This is a genomic window from Streptomyces sp. NPDC001941, from assembly GCF_040296945.1.
In the GTDB taxonomy this organism is placed as follows: domain Bacteria; phylum Actinomycetota; class Actinomycetes; order Streptomycetales; family Streptomycetaceae; genus Streptomyces.
In genome coordinates this window covers 84328-106463 of record NZ_JBEOYE010000024.1, presented here as the reverse complement: position 1 = coordinate 106463, position 22136 = coordinate 84328, and the positions used below count along the sequence as shown (strand labels likewise).

The following is a 22136-nucleotide window of genomic DNA, read 5'->3' as shown; positions in this document are numbered from 1 at the left end:
GGGGCCTGCGGCCCGGGGGCGGCGCCGGCCACGGCCTGGTCGACCGCGGACAGGCCGGTGGCGCGCGCCGCGGGCTCGGGCGCGGTGAAGGGCGCCTCGGGGGCCGGCGCGGGCACGGCGAAGGCGGGCGGGGCGAACTCGGGGGCGGGCGGCGTGCCCTCGGGGCCCTGCTCGCCGTGGGCCGGGGCGTACCCGGGGACCGGCTCGGGGGCCGCGTACTGCCCGGAGCCGTCGAAGACCGGGGGTCCCGGGATGCTCACCGGCGCCGCGGGCACGAAGCCCGGCGGGTGCTCGCTCCAGGCGCCCTGGGCACCGGGCATGAGCAGCAGGTCGTCCTCTTCGCCGGCCGAAGGGTCCAGGTAGGTGTAGGCGCCCGGGGCGGGGACGCCCGGCTGCTCCACCATGCCTGCGTTCTCCGGCAGTCCCTCGCCCGGGACCTGGCCGGTGTCAGTCATGCGTACCCCTCGCCCATCGGTTGTGCTCCTTCAGACCTTCGCCCGCTCCCGTGCTCCCGTCCCGTCAGGGACAAGAACGAGCGGGCGCGCCGCGCGGCACGAACGGCCGCGTGCACCAAGCATTGTCGCGGTCCTCCGCCACCGTGGCAGCGGGATCCCGCCACGGTTCGCTGTGGACTGCGCCACGTCGCGCGTCCCCCGGTCTCGCCGTACCACGTCCGCCGGTCAAGGCGGCTGCTTCCCGGGCGCATTGGCGAACGAACCGCCGAACACCGGGCCGCGGTACAACGATCGGCCAGCCTACCTGCCATCGAGCGGTGGCAGGGTCAGGGGGCGGACTCCCGCCACCGCCCGGCCAGCAGGAACACGACGGAGCGTTCGCGTTCCGACCAGGCGCTCGGGTCGAGCTCGACGTTCTGCAGGAGCGCGCACTCGACCTCGTAGCCGCCGTCGGCGAGCGCGGCGCCGATCGCCTCGGCCGCGTCGCGGGTGGTGGCGTGCGCGACGATCCGCTCGGGGCGGCGGTCGGCGCAGGCGGAGACCACGGCGGGGCCGCCGCCGCCGATCCGTACGACGTCGGGCTCGGGCAACCGCTCCAGGACGTGCGGGGCGCGTCCGGCGACGCTCTGGAGCTGGACGCCGAAGCGGCGCGCGGCGGCCTCGGCGCGGGCGCAGGCGGCCGGGTCCTCGTCCACCGCGATGACGGCGGCGCCGAAGCGCGCGGCCTCCACGGCGAGCGCGCCGGAGCCGCTGCCGATGTCCCAGACGAGGTCGCCGGGGCGCGGGCCGAGGCGGGCCAGCTGGGCGGAGCGCAGTCCGGCGGACTCGCCGGGGCCGAGGCCGTCGCCGTAGGTGGCGGCGGGCAGGGCCCAGCCGCGGGCCGGGCCGGGGTCGCGGCCCATCAGCCAGGCGCCGGCGGGGGCGGCCGGGGCGCCGCCGATGACGATGACGACGTTGGGGTCGCGCCAGGCGTGGTCGGCGGCCTTGTCGGAGGTGAGGACGGTGACCTGTTCGCGGTCGGTGCCGAGCTCCTCGCAGATGACGAAGGTGCGGTGGACCCCTTCGAGGAGCAGGGCGAGCTCGGCGGGCCCGGCGCCGGGCGAGGTGAGGACGGCGACCTTGGGGTGGGCGCGGCAGACGTTGACGGCCCGACGCAGGGTGCGGCGGTGGGCGACGACGACCTGGGCGTCGTCCCAGGGCATCCCGGCGCGGGCGAAGGCGGCGGCGACGGCGGAGACCGCGGGGACGACCTCGACCTCCAGGCCGTGCTCGGGGGCGCGCAGGGCGCGTACGACGCCGAAGAAGCCGGGGTCGCCGTCGGCGAGGACCACGGCGGTGCCGCGGTGCTGGGCGACGCGGCGCGCGGCCAGGTCGACGCTGCCCAGGCGCACCCGTTCGGCGTCCGGGGGCACTTCGGGGAGCGCGAGGTGGTGCGCGGCGCCGGCGACGAGCGTGGCGGCACCGAGTGCGGACCGCGCGGCCTCGGTGAGGGGCGAACCGTCCCAGCCGATCACCGTGACCCGGTCGGCCATCTCCGTGTGTCTCCTGTGGTTGTCCGGGGTTCCCGGGGTTTCCGGTACGCGTGGGGGCAGTGCGAGGGTACCCGGGTCCGGCGGCGGACGCGTCCGCCGTCCGAAGGGGGCCGGGCCCGGCCGGGCGGCCGGGGTCAGCTCCAGTCGGCGAACGAGGAGTAGCCGGCCTCGGCGAACTGGTCGGCGACGCCCTCCAGGTCCTCGGGGAGCAGGCTCCACACGATGTAGTCGGTGCGCAGGTCGGCCCAGCCGCCGTCCTCGGTGCGCGTACGCGCTATGCAGGCGTTGCGCAGTACGCCCTCGCTGATGCAGCCGATCTTCTGGGCGACCTGCTGGGAGGCGGTGTTGTCGGCGGCGGTGCGCAGTTCGATGCGCTCGAACTCCCGGTCGCGGAAGAGCCACTGCGCGGTGGCCAGGGCGGCCTCGGAGGCGTAGCCCTCGCCGCGCGCCCAGGGGGCGACGATGTACGAGAGTTCGGTGGAGCGCACCCGCCAGTTGGTCTTGGCCAGCTGGACGACGCCGACCAGGCGCTGGGTGAGGAACTCGGTGACGGCCAGGTCGAGTCCGCGTCCGGCGGTGCGCTCGGCGGGGGCGTACTCGTTGATCCAGGTGCGCGCCGCGTCCTCGGAGAAGGGCTGCGGCACGGCGGTCCAGGCCGCGACCATCTCGTCGTTCATCATCTCGGCGAGCGCCGGGGCGTCCTCCGGTTCCAGCGCGCGCAGCACCAGCCGCTCCGTGCTGATGGAGACGTCCGGGAAGGTGGTAGTCATGCGCAGCTCCAAGCCGAAGACCGTCCGATGCCGAAGGCACAGCATGCAGCATCGGACGGTGCGCGCGCATGGCCGGGTGGGGGTGGGACGGGGGCTCCACGGGCAGCCCGAAGGCCCCGTACGCCGTCGGTGACGTGCGGGGCCTTCGGGTCGGCGGTCACACCGGGGTGTTACTTGGCGGGACCGAACGCGGGGATGACGGCACCGTTCTTGTAGGTGTCCTCGATGTACTTCTTCACCTCGGGCGAGTTGAGGAGCTTGGCGAGCTTCTGCACCCGCGGGTCGTTCTCGTTGCCCTGCTTGACGGCGAGGAAGTTGGCGTACGGGTTGCCCTCGGCCTTCTCGACGGCGAGGGAGTCCTCGGCCGGGTTGAGGTCCGCCTCGATCGCGTAGTTGCCGTTGATGACGGCGGCGTCGACGCTGTCCAGGGCGCGGGGCACGGTGGCGGCCTCCAGCTCCTTGAACTCCAGGCCCTTCTTGTCGGTGATGTCGGACAGCTTGGCGTCCGAGCCGACCCCGGCCTTGAGGGTGATCAGGCCGTTGTCGGCGAGCAGCTTGAGCGCGCGGCCCTCGTTGGTGGTGTCGTTGGGGACGGCGACGGTCTGGCCGGCCTTGATGTCCTTGACCGACTCGACCTTCTTGGAGTAGAGGCCGAGCGGCTCCAGGTGCACGTTGACGACCGGGACGATGTGGGTCTTGTTCTTCTTGTTGAAGTCGTCCAGGTACGGCTTGTGCTGGAAGTAGTTGGCGTCGACCTGGCCCTGCTCGGTGGCGGTGTTGGGCAGGACGTAGTCGGTGAACTCCTTGACCTCCAGCTTGAGGCCGGCCTTCTCCGCCAGGTTCTTCTTCACGAAGTTCAGGATGTCGGCGTGCGGCGTCGGGGACGCGGCGACGACGAGCGGCTTGGAGGCGTCGGCCTTCCCGGAGTCGCTCTTGGCGCCCGGGTCGGAGGCGGTGCCGCAGGCGGTCAGCGCCAGCGCGAGGGCGGCGGTGGTGGCGGCGAAGACGGTGAGCTGGGTGTTCTTGCGCACGAAAAGTGCCTCTTCCTGGTGGTGCGGGTGACGCCCGGACAAGGAGTGCGGGCCAGGGGTGGACCGCCGGGGCGGTCCGGGTGGGGCGGGGCCGCAGGTCAGGCGGTCCGCCCGCGCCGGGCGAGCAGGCGCACGGCCGTGTCGCCGAGGAGCTGCACGACCGTGACGATGACGATCAGCAGGACCACGGTGATGAGCATGAAGTTGGTCTCGAAGCGCTGGTAGCCGTAGGTGATGACCTTGGAGCCCAGGCCCTCGCCGCCGACCGCGCCGGCCAGCGCCGAGTAGCCGATCAGCGTGATGACGGTGGTGGTGAGGGCGGCGATCAGGGACGGCAGGGCCTGCGGCAGCAGGACCTTGCCGACGATGGTCGGCACGCCGCCGCCCATGGACTCCACGGCCTCGACGAGCCCGTGGTCGACCTCGCGCACGGCGGTCTCGACCAGCCGGGCGAAGAACGGGATGGCGCCGATGGAGAGCGGCACGATCATCGCGGTGGGGCCGATGAAGGTGCCCACCACGAAGGTCGTGAAGGGGATCAGGGCGACCAGCAGGATGATGAACGGCATCGAGCGGCCGACGTTGACGACGGCGCCGATGACCTTGTTCAGCGGGCGGTTCTGGAGCAGCCCGCCCTTGTCGGTGAGGACCAGGAGCACGCCGAGCGGCAGGCCGCCGACGAGGGTGACCACGGTCGACCACAGCACCATGTAGAGGGTGTCGACGGTGCCCTGCTGGAGCAGGGGCTGCATTTCTTCCCAGGTCACTTCGCGACCTCCTTCAGCAGGGTCGCGGCGGAGTCGCCGGGGGCGTGGGGCTCGTCGACGACCTCGACCTGGAGGCCCTGCTCGCGTAGGAAGCCGACCGGGACGACGTTCTCCTCGTAGCGGCCGGGCAGCTCGATGCGCATCCGGCCGATCTGGCGGCCCGCGACGGTGTCCATCGCGGCGCCCAGGATCGAGATGTCGATGTTGTACGTACGGGAGAGCTGCGAGATCACCGGCTGGGTGGCGGCCTCGCCGTGGAAGGTGACGTCGACGACCGTGCGGTCGGCGCCGGAGGCCTGCCCGGTGACCGGGAAGAGCTCGGCGGCCAGCTCGGAGCCGGGGGTGGCGAGCAGCTGGTCCACCGTGCCGGTCTCGACGACGCGGCCCCGGCGCATCAGCGCGGCGGAGTCGCAGACGGTCTTGACGACGTCCATCTCGTGCGTGATGAGCAGGACGGTCAGGCCGAGCTGCTGGTTGAGGTCGCGCAGCAGCTGCAGGATCGAGCGGGTGGTCTCCGGGTCGAGGGCGCTGGTGGCCTCGTCGGAGAGCAGCACCTTGGGGTTGCCGGCCAGGGCGCGGGCGATGCCGACGCGCTGCTTCTGGCCGCCGGAGAGCTGGCCGGGGTAGGCCTTGGCCTTGTCGGCGAGGCCGACCAGGTCGAGGAGTTCCAGGGCGCGGCGGGAGCGCTCGGCGCCGGAGGTGCCGAGGATCTCCAGCGGGAGCTCGATGTTGTCCTTGACGGTGCGCGAGGACAGCAGGTTGAAGTGCTGGAAGACCATGCCGATGCTGCTGCGGGCGCGGCGCAGGTCCTTGCCGGCCCGGCGGCCCCGGCCGGCCAGCGCGGTGAGGTCGACGCCGTCGACGGTCACGGTGCCGGAGGTGGGGCGCTCCAGGAGGTTGACGCAGCGGATGAGGGAGGACTTGCCGGCGCCGCTCTGGCCGATGACGCCGAAGACCTCGCCCTCGCGGACGTGCAGGTCGACGCCGTCCAGAGCGGTGACCTGGCGGCCTCGCGTCTCGTAGACCTTGGTCAGGCCCTTGGTGGTGATCACAGGGTTTCCGTCACTGTCGAGTGCGCGGCGGGGGTGTGCCGGGCACGGGGCAAGTCGGTGGACTGGTCTGGGGCGACAGGGCGCGGCACGGCGGCCGGAGGGCGGCGCGTGCGCGGGCGGGCCAGGTCCGTCGGTCCGGGACGGGGCGGCGCGGCTGTCGGTCTCGCTTCGGGGCGCGAGGCTCAGGCAGGGGCCCTCAGAAGGCGCACATTCGACACGTACAACGAGCACCGGGCGTCGTGATCGCCTCGGTCGCAAGGGTGCGGCTGCTCGTCGTGGTCATGCGGCAAGTAAAGCAGAGATGCATACGATCCGACCGGCGCTGTCCGCATAGCGGACAGCGCCGACACACCATGCGGACGGATCCGGAGCCGGTCACTCCGCCGCGGTCAGCTCCACTCCCCCGTCCGTCACCTGCGCGGACACCTCGGAGAGGTCGGCCACCACGACGTCCGCGGACAGCTCCGCGCGCTCGTGCGTTGTGGCCAAGGCCACGGTCCGCATCCCGGCGGCCCGGCCCGAGGCCAGGCCCGCCGGGGCGTCCTCGAAGACCACGCAGCGGGCCGGGTCGACGCCCAGCTTCCCGGCGGCGAGCAGGTAGGGCTCGGGGTCGGGCTTGCCGCGCGTGATGTCGTCGGCGGCGATCAGCAGCGGGGCGTCGATGCCCGCCTCGCGCAGCCGGGCCTCGGCCAGCGGCCGGGTCGCCGAGGTGACCACGGCCCAGCGCTCGCGCGGCAGCGAGGCCAGCAGCGCCAGGGTGCCGGGCAGTACGGTCACGCCGCCCGCCACGTCCTCGACCTCCAGCTGCTCGATGCGCCGCAGGGCCCCGGGCACCCGCTCGGCGGGCAGCAGGTCGGCGATGATCTCGACGGCGGGGCGGCCGTGCAGCTCGACCCGGGCGAAGTCCTCGGCCTGGATCCCGTACTCGCCGGCCCAGCGGGTCCAGCAGCGGTAGACGGACTCCATCGAGGAGAGCAGGGTTCCGTCGTTGTCGAACAGCAGGGCTTCGGCTCGGATCTTCATGACATCCGAGCCTACGTTCGCCCCCGGGGGCGCGCGCACCGGGCCTTTTGGCCCGTAATACGCTTCGGCCCATGCTCGACGCCCTGACGGCCGTGGTCACCGCGGCCGCCCTCGCCCTCGCCGCCTGGTGCGGCTACGCCGCCCTGCGGGACCAGCCCACCAAGGACTGGCACTTCATCGGCATGGCCGTGGTGACCGTGCTGGCCCTGGCCCAGCTGGTCGTCGGGGTGGTGCAGCTGGCGCGCGGCGAGAAGCCGGAGCAGGGCGCCGCGATCTTCGTGGCGTACCTGATCGGCTCGCTGTGCACGGTGCCGGCGGCGGCGTTCCTCTCGCTGGCCGAGCGCAGCCGCTGGGGCTCCGCGACGGTCGCCGCGGGCGGTGTGGTCCTCGCCGTGCTCGAGGTGCGGCTCTTCGACATCTGGGGAGGCTGAGATGACGGCGACGCGCCAGGACCGGGCGGGACGCACCCGGCTCGTGAAGGGCCCGGGCCTGCTGGTGGTGTGGCTGTACGGGGTGATGTCGGTGGGCGCGGTCTCGCGCACCGCCTACGAGATGCTCACCAAGTTCGACGAGGCGCCGCTGGCCTACGCGCTGTCGGGCATCGCGGCGCTCGTCTACTGCTTCATCACCTACACGCTGGTGCGCGGCGGCGAGAGGGCCCGCAGGGCGGCGCTGGTGTGCTGCGCCGCCGAGCTGGTGGGCGTGCTGACGGTGGGCACCTGGACGCTGCTCGACCCGTCCGCCTTCCCGGACGCCACGGTCTGGTCCGAGTACGGCATGGGGTACGTGTTCATCCCGGTGCTGCTCCCGGTGACCGGCATCCTGTGGCTGCGCGGCGCCCGGCGCGAGCGGGCCTGACCGGGCGGTCTCAGGCGGCCTTCTCCAGGGTCACCAGGGTGAGCTTCGGCCCGACCTGCCGGGTGGCCACCGCCTCGTACCCCTTCTTGCGGTACAGGCGCAGGTTGCCCTCGCTGCGGTGGCCGGTGAAGAGCTGGAAGCGCTTGGCCGCCGGCTCCCCCGCGAAGTGCGCCTCGATCGCGTCCAGCAGCCGGCCGCCCAGGCCGTGCCGCTGCAGGCGCGGGTGCACGATCAGCTTGCCGATCTTCGCGGTGCCGTCCCCGCCGGCCTCGCCGCGCACGGAGGCGACGACCTCGTCGCCGAGACGGGCCACCAGGGCGTGGCCGCGGGCCAGTTCGGCCCGCAGGTCGTCGAGGGACTGGGTGAGGGGCTCGATGGACCAGTCGCCGTAGATCTCCGCCTCGCGCTGGTAGCACAGGTACTGCAGCTTCAGAATCCGCTCGGCGTCCTGCGCCGTAGCCGCTGAGATGGTCACGCTCATGCCCATGCGCGCATGCCTCCCGCTCACCTGTTCCGCCGGTTGTCTACCGCTCCTTTCCCCGTCGTTCAGGAGCCGCAACCTCTGTCGCCAGCATTCTGCGCAGACATCCCAGGCAACGGGAACGCATCGGTCCCAGACTGCCCTGTGAGATACCCAACTCCCCTGCGATTTCCCGGTAGGTGAGGTCCTCGGACGACAACATCGCAGTCAGCAGCCGGGGACAGTTCCCCGGCGTGCGCGCCACGGCGTCCCGCAGGACGCGGCGGCGCTCGGCGCGCAGGGCGGCGCTCTCGGGGGTGGCACCGGACTCCGCGGGCCCCTCGCGGTACGGCAGCCCGCGCACCGCGGCCCGGCGGGCGAGGACGGCCTCCTCGCGGACCGCCCGGCGCAGCCAGTCGGCCGGCCGCTCGGGCGCGCCCCGCTCGGCCACCTGCTCCAACAGCCGCACCCAGACGGCCTGTTCGAGGTCGCGGGCGTCGACCCCGGCGGGCGCCTCGGCCCCCGCCTCGGCGGAGAGCAGCGGGCCGAGGTCGGCGACGACGCGGGCGGGGACGCGCGGGTTCCGGTGTGTCATACCGGGGCGGACGCGGCGGGCGGCCGCCCCGGTTTCGGCCGGGCGGGGAGCTCACCCGGCCGGGGGACGGCCGGGCTCAGCGGTTGACGTGGTCGGCCCGGGCGAGCAGGGCCGTGTCGGTGTTGTCGGAGAAGATGCCGTCGATGCCGGTGGCGAAGTAGGCCGCGAACGCGCCGAAGGCGTCGCCGTAGGCGTTGGGGTCGGTGCCCCTGCGGAACTCGGCGGGCAGGAAGGCGTTCTCGTTGCGCATCGTGTACGGGTGCAGGACCAGGCCCCTGGCGTGCGCGTCCCGCACCAGGGTGGTCGGCTCGGTCAGCCGCCCGGCCGCGTCCCTGGGGATGACCAGGTCCAGGGTGGGCCCGATGCCCTGGGCGTAGGACGCGATCCACTTCAGGCCCTCGGGCCTGATCAGGTCCGCGACCGTGCGCGGGTCGCCGGACTCGACGAAGTCCCAGGGGCGGGTGCCGGCCGCGCCCAGCAGCACCACGCGCGGCGAGGAGACCAGCCGGGCGAGCCGCTGGATGCTGCCCGGCTCGAAGGACTGCAGGAAGACCGGGGAGTCGGCGCGGTGCCTGCCGTACCGGCGCAGCAGCTTGGCCAGCGGCTCCTCCAGGGCCAGGCCGAGCCCGCGGAAGTAGCTGGGGTGCTTGGTCTCGACGTGCAGCCAGACCGGGCGGCCGCGGCGGCGGCCCTCCTTCTCGGCCCAGCGCAGCACCTCCTCGAAGGTGGGCACGGCCCAGCGCCCGTCGTACAGGGTGTTGCGCTGGCGCACCGAGGGGATGCGCTCCTTGGCCCGCAGCCGCTTCAGCTCGGCGAGCGTGAAGTCCTCGGTGAACCAGCCGGTGATCGCGACGCCGTCGACGGTCTTGGTCGTCCTGCGCCCGCTGAACTCGGCGTGGTCGGCGACGTCGGTGGTGCCGGTGATGTCGTTCTCGTGCCGGCAGACCAGGTGCCCGTCCTTGGTGGGGACGAGGTCCTGCTCGATGACGTCGGCGCCCATGTCCAGGGCCAGCTGGTAGGAGCCGAGGGTGTGCTCGGGGCGGTAGCCGCTGGTGCCCCGGTGGGCGATGACGGTCGGGACCGGCAGGTCGCGGTAGCCGCCGTGGCCCCCGTGGCGCCGTTCCGAGCGGGCCGCCGGGGCCGGGGCCGCCGCGGCGGTGCCGGTGCCGAGGGCCGCCGTGCCGAGCACCGTGGCGCCGAGCACGATTCGCCTTCCGGGGCCTGAGCGCGCACCCTGAGTCATGGAGTCTCCCTACCGGGGTCGTGGCGGGCCGCCGGGTGGTGGTCCACCCGGTGGTGGTGTGCCGTACCTGTGTGTGCCGTACCTGTGGACGAAAGCGAGCCGATGCTAGGGGCGTACGCCTTCGGCGGGGCAGACCCCGGAGGAACACGGCGCTAACGCACGTCAACACTGCGTATCCACTCCGTGAACCCGATGTGCGATCAGCACCGGGCCGCGAGTATCGTCCTCACCTGCGTAGAACCGCAGGAAGAACCGCATCGAAAACCGCATGGACCCCGTCGGCCGTTGTCCCGCGACGACCGCCCACGACACCGGAGGACCCGTTGTCCCGCTTCGCGCTCATCAAGGCAGTGCTCGGCCCGATCATGCGCCTGATGTTCCGCCCCCGCGTGGAAGGCGCCGAGAACATTCCCGGGACGGGACCGGTGATCCTGGCCGGCAACCACCTCACCTTCATCGACTCGATCGTGCTGCCGATCGTCTGCGACCGCCAGGTCTGCTTCATCGGCAAGGACGAGTACGTCACGGGCAAGGGCTTCAAGGGCCGGCTGATGGCCTGGTTCTTCACCGGCGTCGGCATGATCCCGGTGGACCGCGACGGCGCCAACGGCGGTGTGGCGGCGCTGATGACGGGCCGCCGGATCCTGGAGGAGGGCAAGGTCTTCGGCATCTACCCGGAGGGCACCCGCTCCCCCGACGGGCGGCTGTACCGGGGCCGTACCGGCATCGCCCGGCTGACGCTGATGACCGGCGCCCCGGTGGTGCCCTTCGCGATGATCGGCACGGACAAGCTCCAGCCGGGCGGCAACGGCCTGCCGCGGCCCGGCCGGGTGACCGTGCGCTTCGGCGAGCCGATGGAGTTCTCCCGCTACGACGGCATGGACCGCGACCGCTACGTGCTGCGGGCGGTGACGGACTCGGTGATGGCCGAGGTGATGCGGCTCTCCGGCCAGGAGTACGTGGACATGTACGCCACGAAGGCCAAGGCCGCCTGACGCGGCGTCGGACGTGAACGGGCCGGGCCCGCACAGCGGTTGCTGTGCGGGCCCGGCCCGTTCGCACGCCCGTGGCGGGATCAGTGCGCGACGCCGTCGGCCAGCTTCTGGCCCTTGAGCAGGAACCAGGCCGCCACCGCGGTGGCGAGCAGCACCACCGCGCCCGCGCCCGCCGCGACGTTCAGCCCGTCCACGAAGGACTGCTGGGCCGCCGAGAGCAGCGGTCCGGCCTGGGCCGCCGGGAGCGTGGCGGCGGCCTCGACGGCGCCGCCCAGCGAGTCGTGCGCCGCCGCCGAGGCGGCCGCCGGGATGCCGTCGGGGGCGTTGAAGCCCTGGTAGACGCCGGTCACGATGGAGCCGAGGAGCGCGATGCCGAGGGCCGCGCCCAGTTCGTACGCCGTCTCGGACACCGCGGACGCGGCGCCCGCCTGCTCCTTGGGCACGCTGGACAGGATCACGTCGGCGGTCACGGTGAAGGCGAAGCCCGCACCGACGCCGACCACCAGGAGCGCGGCGCCGAGCAGCGGGTAGCCGGTGCTCTGGCCGATGGTGGTCAGGGCGGCCAGGGCCAGCCCGATGGCGGCGAGTCCGGCGGAGACGACGGCGCGCACCGAGAACCGGCGGGCGGCGGTGCCGGCCACCAGACCGGCCGTCACCGCGCCGATGGCGGCGGGGAGTTCGGCGAGTCCGGCCTCGAACGGCTGCCTGCCCTGGACCAGTTGGAAGTACTGGGACAGGAAGAAGACCAGTCCGGCCAGGCCGAGGATGGTCAGCAGGTCGGCGAGGACGGCCGCGGAGAAGCCGCGGTTGCGGAACAGCCGCATGTCGAGCAGCGGCGCGGGGAGCCTGAGCTGACGGCGTACGAACCAGGTGAGCGCGGCCACGCCGACCACCGCGGAGAGCGCCACGTCGGCGCCGAAGCCCTTGGCGGCGGCCTCCTTGACCGCGTACACCACGGCGATCATGCCGATCAGCGAGAGCGCGACGCTGGCCAGGTCCCAGGGGCCCGGGGCGGGGTTCTTGGACTCGGGGATCAGCTTGACGCCGACGAGCACCAGGACCGCCATCACGGGCAGGTTGATCAGGAAGACCGAGCCCCACCAGAAGTGCTCCAGCAGGAAGCCGCCGACCACGGGGCCGACCGCCGCGCCCGCCGAGGCCATGGCGCCCCAGACGCCGATGGCGAGGCTGCGCTCGCGCGGGTCGTGGAAGAGGTTGCGGATCAGCGCCAGGGTGGAGGGCATCAGGGTCGCGCCGGCGACGCCGAGCAGGGCGCGCGCGGCGATCATCATCTCCGGCGTGGTGGCGTACGCGTTGAGCAGGGAGACCGCGCCGAACGCGACGGCGCCGGTGAGCAGCAGCTTCTTGCGGCCGATGCGGTCGCCGAGGCTACCCATGGAGACCAGCAGGCCGGCGATCACGAAGGAGTAGACGTCGCCGATCCACAGCAGCTGGGTGCCGGACGGCTTGAGGTCCTCGCTGAGGAAGGGGGTGGCGAGGCCGAGTACGGTGGCGTCGACGGCGACGAGCAGGACGGCGAGCGCCAGCACGGCGAGCGCCAGCCAGCGGCCGGGGCTCTTGACGGCGTCCTCGTTCTTCGTCAGGGATCCGGTGCTGGTCACTCCGCCCTCCTCCGGGCTCCGCCGAGCAGCAGCTCGACGATCATGTACTGGAAGTCCTTGGCGGCCATCCGCCCGTCCTGCACGCACCAGGACGCCGAGCTCACGAGCCCGTACAGGGCGTCGGTGAGCCAGGACGGCGTGAGGTCGATGCGGAACTCGCCGCTCTCCTGACCGCGCCGGAACAGGGCGGAGACCCGGGCGTCGAGCCTGGCCCAGCCCTCGTTCTGCCCCTCGCCCTCGAACAGCTGGTTCTCGGTCACCAGGAAGGCCAGCAGGCCCGCCGCGGGCTCGACCCCGGCGACCAGCCGGCGCAGCGCGTCCTCGGCGCCGTCCTCGTCGAGGCGGGCCGCGTCGACGGCCTCCTCGAAGGTGCGCAGCCCCAGTTCCTCCAGGGCCCGGATGAGCGCGTCGCGCCCGGCGAAGTGCCTGTGCAGCGTGGCCCGCCCGATCCCGGCGGCCCGCGCCACCTCGTCCATGGTGGCGGTCGCCTTGCGGGTGAGGAGGGCTGCGGCGGTGTGCAGAACCTGTTCGCGGTCGACTGTCATGAGACGACCATACCCCAGATGAGACATCAATGTCTCATTCGATATTTCCACGCCTCACCGTGAAGGAGAAGTGATCATGGAGCCCATGAAGCCGCTGCTGCTGATCGACGTCGACGGGCCGCTGAACCCGTACGCCGCCCAGAAGGAACGCAGACCCGAGGGCTACACCACCCACCGGATGTCCCCCACCGGCTGGACCGGCGCCAAGCCGCTGCGGGTCTGGCTCAACCCCGCCCACGGCGCCGAGCTGCTCGCCCTGACCGACCGCTACGAGCTGGTGTGGGCCACCACCTGGAAGGAGGAGGCCAACGAGTGGATAGGCCCGCACCTGGGCCTGCCCGAACTGCCGTACGTCGACTGGCCCGTGATGCACGGGCGGGCCCCGGCGGGCACCTTCTGGAAGACGCAGTACGTCCTGGAGTACGCGGGGGACCGGCCGTTCGCCTGGGTCGACGACGACCTCACCCCGTACGACCACGAGTGGGTCGAGCGCCACCACCCCGCGGACGCGCTGATGATGACGATCGACCCGCGCATCGGGCTCACCCGGGTCGACTTCGACCGGCTGGCCGAGTGGGTGGACTGAGCGGGCGGGCGCGGACACGCGTGGGGGCCCGGTGGACGGTGTCCGCCGGGCCCCCACGTGCGGGAACTACTTCTGCTTGGCCCGGGCCCAGGCGTGCTGGATCACCAGGTCCGCCTTCAGCTCGGTGAGCTGGACCGCGACCGCCGAGGGGGCGGTGCCGCCCCGGCCGTCGCGGGAGGCCAGCGCGCCCGGGACGTTGAGCACCGTGCGCACCTCCGGGGTGAGGTGCTCGGAGATCTTGGCGAACTGCTCGTCGGTCAGCCCGTCCAGCTCCTTGCCCTCCGCCTCGGCGACCTTCACGCACTCGCCCGCGACCTCGTGCGCCACCCGGAACGGCACGCCCTGCTTGACCAGCCACTCGGCGATGTCGGTGGCCAGCGAGAAGCCCGCCGGGGCCAGCTCCTCCATGCGCTCGCGGTGGACCGTGAGGGTGGCCATCATCCCGGTGAAGGCCGGCAGCAGCACCTCCAGCTGGTCGCAGGAGTCGAAGACCGGCTCCTTGTCCTCCTGCAGGTCGCGGTTGTACGCGAGCGGGAGGGCCTTGAGCGTCGCCATCAGGCCCGTCAGGTTGCCGATCAGGCGGCCGGACTTGCCCCGGGCCAGCTCGGCGATGTCCGGGTTCTTCTTCTGCGGCATGATCGACGAGCCGGTCGAGAAGGCGTCGTGCAGGGTCACGAAGGAGAACTCCTTCGTGTTCCAGAGGATGACCTCCTCGGCGATCCGGGAGAGGTTGACGCCGATCATCGCGGTGATGAAGGCGAACTCGGCGACGAAGTCCCGCGAGGCGGTGCCGTCGATGGAGTTGCCCGCGCTGCCCCGCTCGAAGCCCAGGTCCCGGGCGACCGCCACCGGGTCGAGGCCCAGCGAGGACCCGGCGAGCGCTCCGGAGCCGTACGGCGAGACGGCCGTGCGGGTGTCCCACTGGCGCAGCCGCTCGGCGTCCCTGGACAGCGACTGCACATGGGCGAGCACGTGGTGGGCGAAGAGCACCGGCTGGGCGTGCTGGAGGTGGGTGCGGCCCGGCATCGCGACGTCCGGGTGCGCCTGGGCCAGGCCCACCAGCGCGTCCTGGAGCTCGGCGATCAGGCCGCCGATGATCCGGGCGTGGTCGCGCAGGTACATCCGGAACAGGGTGGCGACCTGGTCGTTGCGCGAGCGGCCGGCCCGCAGCTTGCCGCCGAGGTCGGCGCCGAGCCGCTCCAGGAGACCGCGCTCCAGGGCGGTGTGGACGTCCTCGTCGGCGATGGTGCCGGTGAAGGAGCCGTCCGCGACGTCCGCCTCCAGCTGGTCGAGCCCGGCCAGCATCCGGGTCAGCTCATCCGCGGTGAGCAGGCCCGCGGTGTGCAGCACACGGGCGTGGGCGCGGGACCCGGCGATGTCGTACGGCGCCAGGCGCCAGTCGAAGTGCACCGACGCCGACAGCTTCGCCAGGGCCTCGGCGGGCCCGTCGGCGAACCTGCCGCCCCAGAGGCGGACGTCACCGTTGTTGCTGCTCACTTGCCTGGCTCCTTGGGAAGTCTCCGGATGTGCCACCGCCTCCCCGCCGCGGAGGTACGGGGAGGCGGCTGTCGAACGAGTCGGGATCAGGCCAGGTCACGCTTGGCGGCGATCTTCGCGGAGAGCGCGAAGATGTCGATGAAGCCCTGTGCCTTCGACTGGTCGAAGGTGTCGCCGGTGTCGTAGGTGGCGAGGTTGAAGTCGTACAGCGCCTGCTCGGAGCGGCGGCCGGTGACGACGGCGCGACCGCCGTGCAGGGTCATCCGGATGTCGCCGGTGACGTGCTGGTTGGCCTCGTTGATGAAGCCGTCCAGGGCGCGCTTGAGCGGGGAGAACCACAGGCCGTCGTAGACCATCTCGCCCCAGCGCTGCTCGACCTGCCGCTTGTAGCGGGCCAGTTCGCGCTCGACGGTGACGTTCTCCAGCTCCTGGTGGGCGGTGATCAGGGCGATGGCGCCCGGGGCCTCGTACACCTCGCGGGACTTGATGCCGACCAGGCGGTCCTCGACCATGTCGATCCGGCCGACGCCCTGGGCCCCGGCGCGCTCGTTGAGCTGCTGGATGGCCTGCAGGACGGTGACGGGCTTGCCGTCGATGGCGACCGGGACGCCCTCCTTGAAGGAGATGACGACCTCGTCGGCCTCGCGGGCGAGCGCCGGGTTCTGGGTGTACTCGTAGATGTCCTCGATCGGCGCGTTCCAGATGTCCTCCAGGAAGCCGGTCTCGATGGCCCGGCCGAAGACGTTCTGGTCGATGGAGTACGGGGACTTCTTGGAGGTGGCGATCGGCAGCTCGGCCTTCTCGGCGAACGCGATGGCCTTGTCCCGGGTCATCGCGTAGTCGCGGACCGGGGCGATGCACTTCAGGTCCGGGCCGAGGGCCTGGATGCCGGCCTCGAAGCGCACCTGGTCGTTGCCCTTGCCGGTGCAGCCGTGGGCGACGATGGAGGCGTCGTGCTTCTTGGCGGCGGCCACCAGGTGCTTGACGATGGCGGGCCGGGAGAGGGCGGAGACCAGCGGGTAGCGGTCCATGTAGAGGGCGTTGGCCTTGATCGCCGGGAGGCAGTACTCCTCGGCGAACTCGTCCTTGGCGTCCGCGACCTCGGCCTCGACGGCACCGCAGGCGAGCGCGCGCTTGCGGATGACGTCCAGGTCCTCGCCACCCTGGCCGACGTCCACGGCAACGGCGATGACCTCGGCGCCCGTCTCCTCGGCGATCCAGCCGATGGCGACGGAGGTGTCCAGACCGCCCGAGTAGGCGAGTACGACGCGCTCGGTCACTGGTTTCTCCTTACGGTGCATTCGGTGATGGGTATAACTATGCAGACCTCTGCATGGATTGTCAATCGGCCCCATATTCATGCAGGGCGCCCCGCCGGAGACCCGGCCCCGCACCGGCGGCCGTTCGGCGCATTTCCCGGGCGGCACGGGCCCCGGGGGTCTACGGTCCCGAGCATGCGACTCGTACGCGGGAGCCTCCTCGCCCTCGCCCTCTCCCTCGCCCTGACGGCAGCACCCGCCACCGCGACCGCCGACACCCGGCCGCTGCCGGAGCGGATGGCGAACACCGGCGGCGGCACCCAGCTGATCACCGCCGAGGCGGCGACCACGGCCGCCACCACCGGCACCGTGCGCTGGTGGGAGAAGCGCGCGGGGCGCTGGGTCCAGATCGGCTCCTCCCCCGCCCGGTTCGGGGCGAAGGGCCTGGTGGCCGGGGAGAGCAGGAAGCAGAACACCTCCACCACGCCGACCGGGCTGTACGCGCTGCCGTTCGCCTTCGGCACCAAGGCCGCCCCGGCCGGCGCCCGCTACCCGTACCGCAAGGTCACGCCCCGCTCCTGGTGGTGCCAGGACAACCCCTCGCGCTCGTACAACCGCTGGGTCGAGGGGCTGCCGAAGGACTGCCGGGCCGGCGAGTCCGAGCGGCTCGCGGCCTACCCGACGCAGTACGCGCAGGCACTGGTGATCGGCTTCAACTACGGCAAGCCGGTACGCGGCCGGGGCGCCGGGATCTTCCTGCACGTCAACGGCAGCGGCGCGACGGCCGGCTGCGTGTCGGTGCCCGCCGCCGCGATGGCCAGGATCCTGGCCTGGGTGGACCCGGCCCACCTGGCGCACCTCGCGATCGGCACGACGGGCGGCGCGACGGCGATCACCCGCTACTGACACGCGTACGGCCGCCCCTCCGGGAAGGAGGGACGGCCGTGTGCGTACGCGTGGGACCTGGTGGGACCTAGCGGTCGTTCTGCGCGAGCCGGAGCAGGTGGTCGGCCAGGGCCTGGCCGCCGTCCGGGGAGCGGGAGATCAGCAGCAGCGTGTCGTCGCCCGCGATGGTGCCCAGGATCGCGTGCAGCTCGGCCTGGTCGATGGCCGAGGCGAGGAACTGCGCGGCACCCGGCGGGGTGCGCAGGACCACCAGGTTGGCCGAGGCCTCGGCGGAGATCAGCAGCTCCCCGGAGAGGCGCCGCATGCGCTCCTCCTTGGCCGACTCCCCCAGCGGTGCCTGCGGGGTGCGGAAGCCGCCCTCGCTGGGCACCGCGTAGATCAGCTCGCCGCCGGTGTTGCGGATCTTCACCGCGCCGAGCTCGTCGAGGTCGCGGGAGAGCGTCGCCTGGGTGACGCTCAGCCCGTCGTCCGCGAGGAGCTTGGCCAGCTGGCTCTGCGAGCGCACCGGCTGCCGGTTCAGGATGTCCACGATCCGGCGGTGGCGTGCCGTACGCGTCTGCGGCACGGACGGCCCGCCGTGCTCGGTGTCCTGCGCCTCGGTCATCGTCGTCTCATTCTCCGGATCGTCCTTCCCCGTGTCCTTGCAGGACACCGGGCAGCGCCTCGAGGAAGGCGTCCACCTCATGGTCCCCGATGATCAGGGGCGGCATGAGCCGTACGACATCGGGGGCGGGCGCGTTCACCAGGAGACCGGCGTCCTGAGCCGCCTGCTGCACCTGGGGCGCGAGGGGCTCGGTGAGCACGATACCCAGCAGCAGGCCCTCGCCACGGACGTGGGAGACCAGCGGGTGTCCCAGCGCCTCGACCCCGTTCCTGAGCCGCTCGCCGAGCCGCTTCACCTCGTCCAGCGCCCCGTCGGCCCCGAGCGTGTCGAGGACGGCGAGCCCGGCGGCGCAGGCGACCGGGTTGCCGCCGAAGGTGGTGCCGTGGTGGCCGGGCCGCAGCAGCTCGGCCGCCGGCCCGAAGGCGAGCGTGGCGCCCAGCGGGAGGCCGCCGCCGATGCCCTTGGCGAGGGTGACCACGTCGGGGTCGATCCCCTCGTCCGCCTGGTACGCGAACCAGTGGCCGGTGCGCCCGATGCCGGTCTGCACCTCGTCAAGGACCAGCAGCGTCCCGGTGGCCCGGGTGATCTCGCGGGCGGCCCGCAGATAGCCGGCCGGGGGCACCACGACGCCGTTCTCGCCCTGCACCGGCTCGATGACCACCAGGGCGGTGTCCTCGGTGACCGCGGCGCGCAGCGCCTCCGCGTCCCCGTACGGCACGTGGGTGACGTCGCCGGGCAGCGGCAGGAACGGCTCCTGCTTGCCGGGCTGCCCGGTGAGCGCCAGGGCCCCCATGGTGCGGCCGTGGAAGCCGCCCCGGGTCGCGACCATGTGGGTGCGCCCGGTCAGCCGGCCGATCTTGAACGCGGCCTCGTTGGCCTCGGCGCCGGAGTTGCAGAAGAACACCCGGCCCTGGCGGCCGGCGAGCAGCAGCAGCCGCTCGGCGAGCGCCACGGGCGGCTCGGCGACGAACAGGTTGGAGACGTGGCCGAGCGCGCCGATCTGCCGCGACACGGCCTCGACGACGGCCGGGTGGGCGTGGCCGAGCGCGTTGACCGCGATGCCGCCGACGAAGTCGAGGTACTCGGTGCCGTCGGCGTCCCACACCCGGGCGCCCTCGCCGCGCACCAGCGGCAGCCGGGGCGTGCCGTAGTTGTCCATCAGGGCGTCCTGCCAGCGCCGGGTCAGTGCGGCGTTGTCGCTCATGAGCCCGTCCCCCCTCGTGCGTCGTCGGGCACGACCATCGTGCCGATGCCCTCGTCGGTGAAGATCTCCAGCAGGATCGAGTGCTGGACCCGCCCGTCGATCACGCGGGCGGTGCTGACGCCGTTGCGCACGGCGTGCAGGCAGCCCCGCATCTTGGGGACCATGCCGCTGGAGAGGTCGGGCAGCAGCTTCTCCAGCTCGGTGGCGGTGAGGCGGCTGATGACCTCCTCACTGCGGGGCCAGTCCTCGTAGAGGCCCTCGACGTCCGTGAGGACCATCAGCGTTTCGGCACCCAGCGCCGCAGCGAGTGCCGCAGCCGCCGTATCAGCATTGACGTTGTAGACATGTCCGTCGTCCTGGGAGCGGGCGATCGAGGAGACGACCGGGATGCGGCCGTCGGCGAGCAGGGCCTGGATGACGCCGGTGTCGATGCCGGTGATCTCGCCGACCCGGCCGATGTCGACGAGCTCGCCCTCGATGCGCGGGCGGTGCTTGGTCGCGGTCATCAGGTGGGCGTCCTCGCCGGTGAGCCCGACGGCGAGCGGGCCGTGCTGGTTGAGCAGGCCGACCAGCTCGCGCTGGACCTGGCCGGCCAGCACCATCCGTACGACGTCCATGGCCTCGGGCGTGGTGACCCGCAGGCCCGCGCGGAACTCGCTGACCAGGCCGTGCCGGTCGAGCGCGGCGTTGATCTGCGGGCCGCCGCCGTGCACGACGACGGGGTGCAGCCCGGCGTGCCGCAGGAAGACGACGTCCTGGGCGAAGGCGGCCTTCAGCTCGTCGTCGACCATGGCGTTGCCGCCGAACTTGATGACGACGGTGCGGCCGTGGTGGCGGGTGATCCAGGGCAGCGCCTCGACGAGGGTGTGCGCCTTGGCCAGGGCGGTGTGCCGGCGGGTGGGTGTCGTGGTCATGAGGAGTACGCGCTGTTCTCGTGGACGTAGTCGGCGGTCAGGTCGTTGGCCCAGATGACGGCGGACTCGCCGCCCACGGCCAGGTCGGCGGTGATGACGACCTCGCGGAAGCGCATGTCGACCAGGTCGCGGTCCTCGCCGACCGAGCCGTTCTTGCACACCCAGACGCCGTTGATGGCGACGTTGAGGCTGTCGGGCTCGAAGGCGGCGGAGGTGGTGCCGATGGCGGAGAGCACCCGGCCCCAGTTGGGGTCCTCGCCGTGGATGGCGCACTTGAGGAGGTTGTTGCGGGCGATGGAGCGGCCCACCTCGACGGCGTCGTCCTCGGTCGCGGCGTTGACCACCTCGATGCGGATGTCCTTGCTGGCGCCCTCGGCGTCGCCGATCAGCTGGCGGGCCAGGTCCTCGCAGACCTCGCGCACCGCGTCGGCGAACGCGTCCTGCTCCGGGGCGGCACCGGACGCGCCGGAGGCCAGCAGCAGCACGGTGTCGTTGGTGGACATGCAGCCGTCGGAGTCGACCCGGTCGAAGGTGAGCCGGGTGGCGTGGCGCAGGGCCGCGTCGAGCCGCTCGGCCGGCACGTCGGCGTCGGTGGTGAGGACCACGAGCATGGTGGCCAGGCCGGGGGCGAGCATGCCCGCGCCCTTGGCCATCCCGCCGACCGTCCAGCCGTCCCGGGAGGCGACGGCCGTCTTGTGCACGGTGTCGGTGGTCTTGATGGCGATGGCGGCCTTCTCGCCGCCGTGCTCGGACAGCGCGGCGGCGGCGCTCTCCACGCCGGGCAGCAGTTTGTCCATGGGGAGCGTCACGCCGATCAGGCCGGTGGAGGCGACCGCGACCTCGCCCGCGCCGATGCCCAGGACCTCGGCCGCCTTCTCGGCGGTGGCGTGGGTGTCCTGGAAGCCCTGCGGGCCCGTACAGGCGTTGGCGCCGCCCGAGTTGAGGACGACCGCGGTCACCTCGCCGGTCCTGAGGACCTGCTGGGACCAGAGGACCGGGGCGGCCTTGACGCGGTTGGAGGTGAAGACGCCCGCGGCGGCGCGGCGCGGGCCGGTGTTGACCACGAGGGCCAGGTCCGGGTTGCCGCTCTCCTTGATCCCGGCCGCGATGCCCGCCGCCGTGAACCCCTTCGCTGCCGTCACCGTCACGGCGCCACTCCGATCGTAGAAAGTCCCGTGCTCTCGGGGAGTCCGAGGGCGATGTTCATGCTCTGCACCGCGCCGCCCGCGGTGCCCTTGGTGAGGTTGTCGATGGCGCTGATCGCGATCACGCGCCCGGCGGCCGGGTCGAGGACGACCTGGACCTGGACGGCGTTGGAGCCGTACACCGAGGCGGTGGCGGGCCACTGGCCCTCGGGCAGCAGCCGGACGAACGGCTCGTCGGCGTAGGCCTTCTCGTACGCGGCGCGCACCGCGGCCGCGTCCACGCCCGGCTTCGCCTTCGCCGAGCAGGTGGCGAGGATGCCGCGGGGCATCGGGGCCAGGGTCGGTGTGAAGGAGACGGTGACCGGCTCGCCCGCGACGGCGCCGAGGTTCTGGATCATCTCGGGGGTGTGCCGGTGGCCGCCGCCGACGCCGTACGGGCTCATGGAGCCCATCACCTCGGAGCCCAGCAGGTGCGGCTTGGCCGCCTTGCCCGCGCCGGAGGTGCCGGACGCGGCGACGACGACGGCCTCGGGCTCGACGAGCCCGTGGGCGTACGCGGGGAAGAGCGCCAGCGACACGGCGGTCGGGTAGCAACCGGGCACCGCGACGCGCTTGGACCCCTCCAGCGCGGCGCGGGCACCCGGCAGTTCGGGCAGCCCGTAGGGCCAGGTACCGGCGTGCGCGGAGCCGTAGAAGCGCTCCCAGTCCGCCGCGTCCGCCAGCCGGAAGTCGGCGCCCATGTCGACGACGAGGACGTCCGGGCCGAGCTGCTCGGCGACCGCGGCGGACTGCCCGTGCGGCAGGGCGAGGAACACCACGTCGTGCCCGGCGAGGACCTCGGCGGTGGTCGGCTCCAGGACCCGGTCGGCCAGCGGCGCCAGGTGCGGCTGGAGCGCGCCGAGCGGCTGCCCGGCGTTGGAGTTGCCGGTCAGGGCGCCGATCTCGACCCCGGGGTGCGCCAGGAGCAGCCGCAGCAGTTCCCCGCCCGCGTATCCGCTCGCCCCCGCCACCGCTGCGCGTACCACCATCGAAGCCTCCTCTTTGATGGCATGACTATACGCAGCGCTGCACTT

At 72.7% G+C, this 22136-nt stretch carries 23 protein-coding genes and 1 pseudogene; 5 read left to right on the top strand and 19 right to left on the bottom strand.

The window, feature by feature from the left end; translation table 11 throughout:
- The 7 genes and pseudogenes from ABT160_RS18635 to ABT160_RS18605 form a co-directional block, all read right to left on the bottom strand.
- Positions 1-455, bottom strand: a pseudogene (locus tag ABT160_RS18635) (nicotinate-nucleotide--dimethylbenzimidazole phosphoribosyltransferase); the annotation flags it as partial.
- A gap of 326 nt (positions 456-781) precedes the next feature.
- The gene (cbiE, locus tag ABT160_RS18630; protein WP_351648731.1) at positions 782-1987 is read right to left on the bottom strand and encodes a precorrin-6y C5,15-methyltransferase (decarboxylating) subunit CbiE; all 1206 of its coding nucleotides are present in this window, start codon (positions 1985-1987) and stop codon (positions 782-784) included.
- A 134-nt stretch (positions 1988-2121) separates the two neighbouring features.
- Positions 2122-2757: a GNAT family N-acetyltransferase gene (locus ABT160_RS18625; RefSeq protein ID WP_351648730.1), complete on the bottom strand. Its 636-nt coding sequence runs from the start codon at positions 2755-2757 to the stop codon at positions 2122-2124.
- A 170-nt stretch (positions 2758-2927) separates the two neighbouring features.
- Positions 2928-3788, bottom strand: a complete 861-nt coding sequence (locus ABT160_RS18620) for a MetQ/NlpA family ABC transporter substrate-binding protein (RefSeq protein ID WP_351648728.1) — start codon at positions 3786-3788, stop codon at positions 2928-2930.
- A 98-nt stretch (positions 3789-3886) separates the two neighbouring features.
- The gene (locus ABT160_RS18615) at positions 3887-4555 is read right to left on the bottom strand and encodes a methionine ABC transporter permease (protein ID WP_351648727.1); all 669 of its coding nucleotides are present in this window, start codon (positions 4553-4555) and stop codon (positions 3887-3889) included.
- Entirely contained in the window at positions 4552-5607 is a 1056-nt protein-coding gene (locus ABT160_RS18610) for a methionine ABC transporter ATP-binding protein (protein ID WP_351648726.1), read from the bottom strand. Before ABT160_RS18610 ends, ABT160_RS18615 begins: the two co-directional genes overlap by 4 nt.
- 375 nt (positions 5608-5982) lie before the next feature.
- Complete coding sequence (locus tag ABT160_RS18605; RefSeq protein WP_351648724.1) at positions 5983-6630, bottom strand: HAD family hydrolase; 648 nt, start codon at positions 6628-6630, stop codon at positions 5983-5985.
- A 71-nt stretch (positions 6631-6701) separates the two neighbouring features.
- Here ABT160_RS18605 and ABT160_RS18600 point away from each other — a divergent pair, with 71 nt between their 5' ends.
- Both ABT160_RS18600 and ABT160_RS18595 read left to right on the top strand, forming a co-directional pair.
- Positions 6702-7061: a hypothetical protein gene (locus ABT160_RS18600; RefSeq protein WP_351648723.1), complete on the top strand. Its 360-nt coding sequence runs from the start codon at positions 6702-6704 to the stop codon at positions 7059-7061.
- 1 nt (position 7062) lies between these two features.
- The gene (locus tag ABT160_RS18595; RefSeq protein WP_351648722.1) at positions 7063-7488 is read left to right on the top strand and encodes a hypothetical protein; all 426 of its coding nucleotides are present in this window, start codon (positions 7063-7065) and stop codon (positions 7486-7488) included.
- A 10-nt stretch (positions 7489-7498) separates the two neighbouring features.
- Here the strand turns inward: ABT160_RS18595 and ABT160_RS18590 are convergent, their stop codons facing one another.
- The 3 genes from ABT160_RS18590 to ABT160_RS18580 form a co-directional block, all read right to left on the bottom strand.
- On the bottom strand, positions 7499-7975 hold the full coding sequence (locus ABT160_RS18590; RefSeq protein WP_351648720.1) for a GNAT family N-acetyltransferase: 477 nt from the start codon (positions 7973-7975) through the stop codon (positions 7499-7501).
- Between the two features lie 37 nt (positions 7976-8012).
- Positions 8013-8543, bottom strand: a complete 531-nt coding sequence (locus ABT160_RS18585) for a sigma-70 family RNA polymerase sigma factor (RefSeq protein WP_351648719.1) — start codon at positions 8541-8543, stop codon at positions 8013-8015.
- A gap of 76 nt (positions 8544-8619) precedes the next feature.
- Positions 8620-9786, bottom strand: coding sequence for a glycerophosphodiester phosphodiesterase (locus ABT160_RS18580; protein ID WP_351648718.1), 1167 nt, complete (start codon positions 9784-9786; stop codon positions 8620-8622).
- Positions 9787-10151: 365 nt separating this feature from the next.
- Between ABT160_RS18580 and ABT160_RS18575 the strand changes: the two genes are divergently transcribed.
- Positions 10152-10781, top strand: coding sequence for a lysophospholipid acyltransferase family protein (locus tag ABT160_RS18575; RefSeq protein ID WP_351648739.1), 630 nt, complete (start codon positions 10152-10154; stop codon positions 10779-10781).
- Between the two features lie 80 nt (positions 10782-10861).
- Here ABT160_RS18575 and ABT160_RS18570 read toward each other — a convergent pair whose 3' ends face one another.
- Both ABT160_RS18570 and ABT160_RS18565 read right to left on the bottom strand, forming a co-directional pair.
- Positions 10862-12403: an MFS transporter gene (locus ABT160_RS18570; RefSeq protein ID WP_351648716.1), complete on the bottom strand. Its 1542-nt coding sequence runs from the start codon at positions 12401-12403 to the stop codon at positions 10862-10864.
- Entirely contained in the window at positions 12400-12948 is a 549-nt protein-coding gene (locus tag ABT160_RS18565; protein WP_351648715.1) for a TetR/AcrR family transcriptional regulator, read from the bottom strand. Before ABT160_RS18565 ends, ABT160_RS18570 begins: the two co-directional genes overlap by 4 nt.
- A gap of 85 nt (positions 12949-13033) precedes the next feature.
- Between ABT160_RS18565 and ABT160_RS18560 the strand changes: the two genes are divergently transcribed.
- The gene (locus tag ABT160_RS18560) at positions 13034-13534 is read left to right on the top strand and encodes an HAD domain-containing protein (RefSeq protein WP_351648737.1); all 501 of its coding nucleotides are present in this window, start codon (positions 13034-13036) and stop codon (positions 13532-13534) included.
- Positions 13535-13600: 66 nt separating this feature from the next.
- Here ABT160_RS18560 and argH read toward each other — a convergent pair whose 3' ends face one another.
- Together argH and ABT160_RS18550 are read right to left on the bottom strand one after the other, a co-directional pair.
- Complete coding sequence (argH, locus tag ABT160_RS18555; protein ID WP_351648714.1) at positions 13601-15031, bottom strand: argininosuccinate lyase; 1431 nt, start codon at positions 15029-15031, stop codon at positions 13601-13603.
- Between the two features lie 86 nt (positions 15032-15117).
- Complete coding sequence (locus ABT160_RS18550) at positions 15118-16311, bottom strand: argininosuccinate synthase (RefSeq protein ID WP_351648712.1); 1194 nt, start codon at positions 16309-16311, stop codon at positions 15118-15120.
- A gap of 174 nt (positions 16312-16485) precedes the next feature.
- On the opposite strand from ABT160_RS18550, the gene ABT160_RS18545 reads away from it, so the two are divergent.
- Complete coding sequence (locus tag ABT160_RS18545) at positions 16486-17196, top strand: L,D-transpeptidase family protein (RefSeq protein ID WP_351648711.1); 711 nt, start codon at positions 16486-16488, stop codon at positions 17194-17196.
- 67 nt (positions 17197-17263) lie between these two features.
- Here ABT160_RS18545 and ABT160_RS18540 read toward each other — a convergent pair whose 3' ends face one another.
- Genes ABT160_RS18540 through argC form a run of 5 tightly spaced genes read right to left on the bottom strand, consistent with a single transcriptional unit; the run spans position 17264 to position 22091 of the window.
- Positions 17264-17800, bottom strand: coding sequence for an arginine repressor (locus ABT160_RS18540; RefSeq protein WP_351648710.1), 537 nt, complete (start codon positions 17798-17800; stop codon positions 17264-17266).
- A 7-nt stretch (positions 17801-17807) separates the two neighbouring features.
- Positions 17808-19004, bottom strand: a complete 1197-nt coding sequence (locus ABT160_RS18535; protein ID WP_351648708.1) for an acetylornithine transaminase — start codon at positions 19002-19004, stop codon at positions 17808-17810.
- A complete protein-coding gene (argB, locus tag ABT160_RS18530) occupies positions 19001-19918 on the bottom strand; it encodes an acetylglutamate kinase (RefSeq protein WP_351648707.1) in 918 nt (305 codons plus the stop codon). The genes ABT160_RS18535 and argB overlap by 4 nt, the downstream gene beginning before the upstream one ends.
- On the bottom strand, positions 19915-21066 hold the full coding sequence (gene argJ, locus ABT160_RS18525) for a bifunctional glutamate N-acetyltransferase/amino-acid acetyltransferase ArgJ (RefSeq protein ID WP_351648706.1): 1152 nt from the start codon (positions 21064-21066) through the stop codon (positions 19915-19917). The genes argB and argJ overlap by 4 nt, the downstream gene beginning before the upstream one ends.
- Positions 21063-22091: an N-acetyl-gamma-glutamyl-phosphate reductase gene (gene argC, locus ABT160_RS18520; RefSeq protein ID WP_351648704.1), complete on the bottom strand. Its 1029-nt coding sequence runs from the start codon at positions 22089-22091 to the stop codon at positions 21063-21065. The genes argJ and argC overlap by 4 nt, the downstream gene beginning before the upstream one ends.
- Positions 22092-22136 lie beyond the last annotated feature (45 nt).

Coding starts and splice junctions, on each gene's coding strand:
- cbiE (WP_351648731.1), bottom strand. CDS start 1,987: ATGGCCGACCGGGTCACGGTGATCGGCTGGGACGGTTCGCCCCTCACC.
- ABT160_RS18625 (WP_351648730.1), bottom strand. CDS start 2,757: ATGACTACCACCTTCCCGGACGTCTCCATCAGCACGGAGCGGCTGGTG.
- ABT160_RS18605 (WP_351648724.1), bottom strand. CDS start 6,630: ATGAAGATCCGAGCCGAAGCCCTGCTGTTCGACAACGACGGAACCCTG.
- ABT160_RS18600 (WP_351648723.1), top strand. CDS start 6,702: ATGCTCGACGCCCTGACGGCCGTGGTCACCGCGGCCGCCCTCGCCCTC.
- ABT160_RS18595 (WP_351648722.1), top strand. CDS start 7,063: ATGACGGCGACGCGCCAGGACCGGGCGGGACGCACCCGGCTCGTGAAG.
- ABT160_RS18590 (WP_351648720.1), bottom strand. CDS start 7,975: ATGGGCATGAGCGTGACCATCTCAGCGGCTACGGCGCAGGACGCCGAG.
- ABT160_RS18585 (WP_351648719.1), bottom strand. CDS start 8,543: ATGACACACCGGAACCCGCGCGTCCCCGCCCGCGTCGTCGCCGACCTC.
- ABT160_RS18580 (WP_351648718.1), bottom strand. CDS start 9,786: ATGACTCAGGGTGCGCGCTCAGGCCCCGGAAGGCGAATCGTGCTCGGC.
- ABT160_RS18575 (WP_351648739.1), top strand. CDS start 10,152: ATGCGCCTGATGTTCCGCCCCCGCGTGGAAGGCGCCGAGAACATTCCC.
- ABT160_RS18565 (WP_351648715.1), bottom strand. CDS start 12,948: ATGACAGTCGACCGCGAACAGGTTCTGCACACCGCCGCAGCCCTCCTC.
- ABT160_RS18560 (WP_351648737.1), top strand. CDS start 13,034: ATGAAGCCGCTGCTGCTGATCGACGTCGACGGGCCGCTGAACCCGTAC.
- ABT160_RS18545 (WP_351648711.1), top strand. CDS start 16,486: ATGCGACTCGTACGCGGGAGCCTCCTCGCCCTCGCCCTCTCCCTCGCC.
- ABT160_RS18540 (WP_351648710.1), bottom strand. CDS start 17,800: ATGACCGAGGCGCAGGACACCGAGCACGGCGGGCCGTCCGTGCCGCAG.
- ABT160_RS18535 (WP_351648708.1), bottom strand. CDS start 19,004: ATGAGCGACAACGCCGCACTGACCCGGCGCTGGCAGGACGCCCTGATG.
- argB (WP_351648707.1), bottom strand. CDS start 19,918: ATGACCACGACACCCACCCGCCGGCACACCGCCCTGGCCAAGGCGCAC.
- argC (WP_351648704.1), bottom strand. CDS start 22,091: ATGGTGGTACGCGCAGCGGTGGCGGGGGCGAGCGGATACGCGGGCGGG.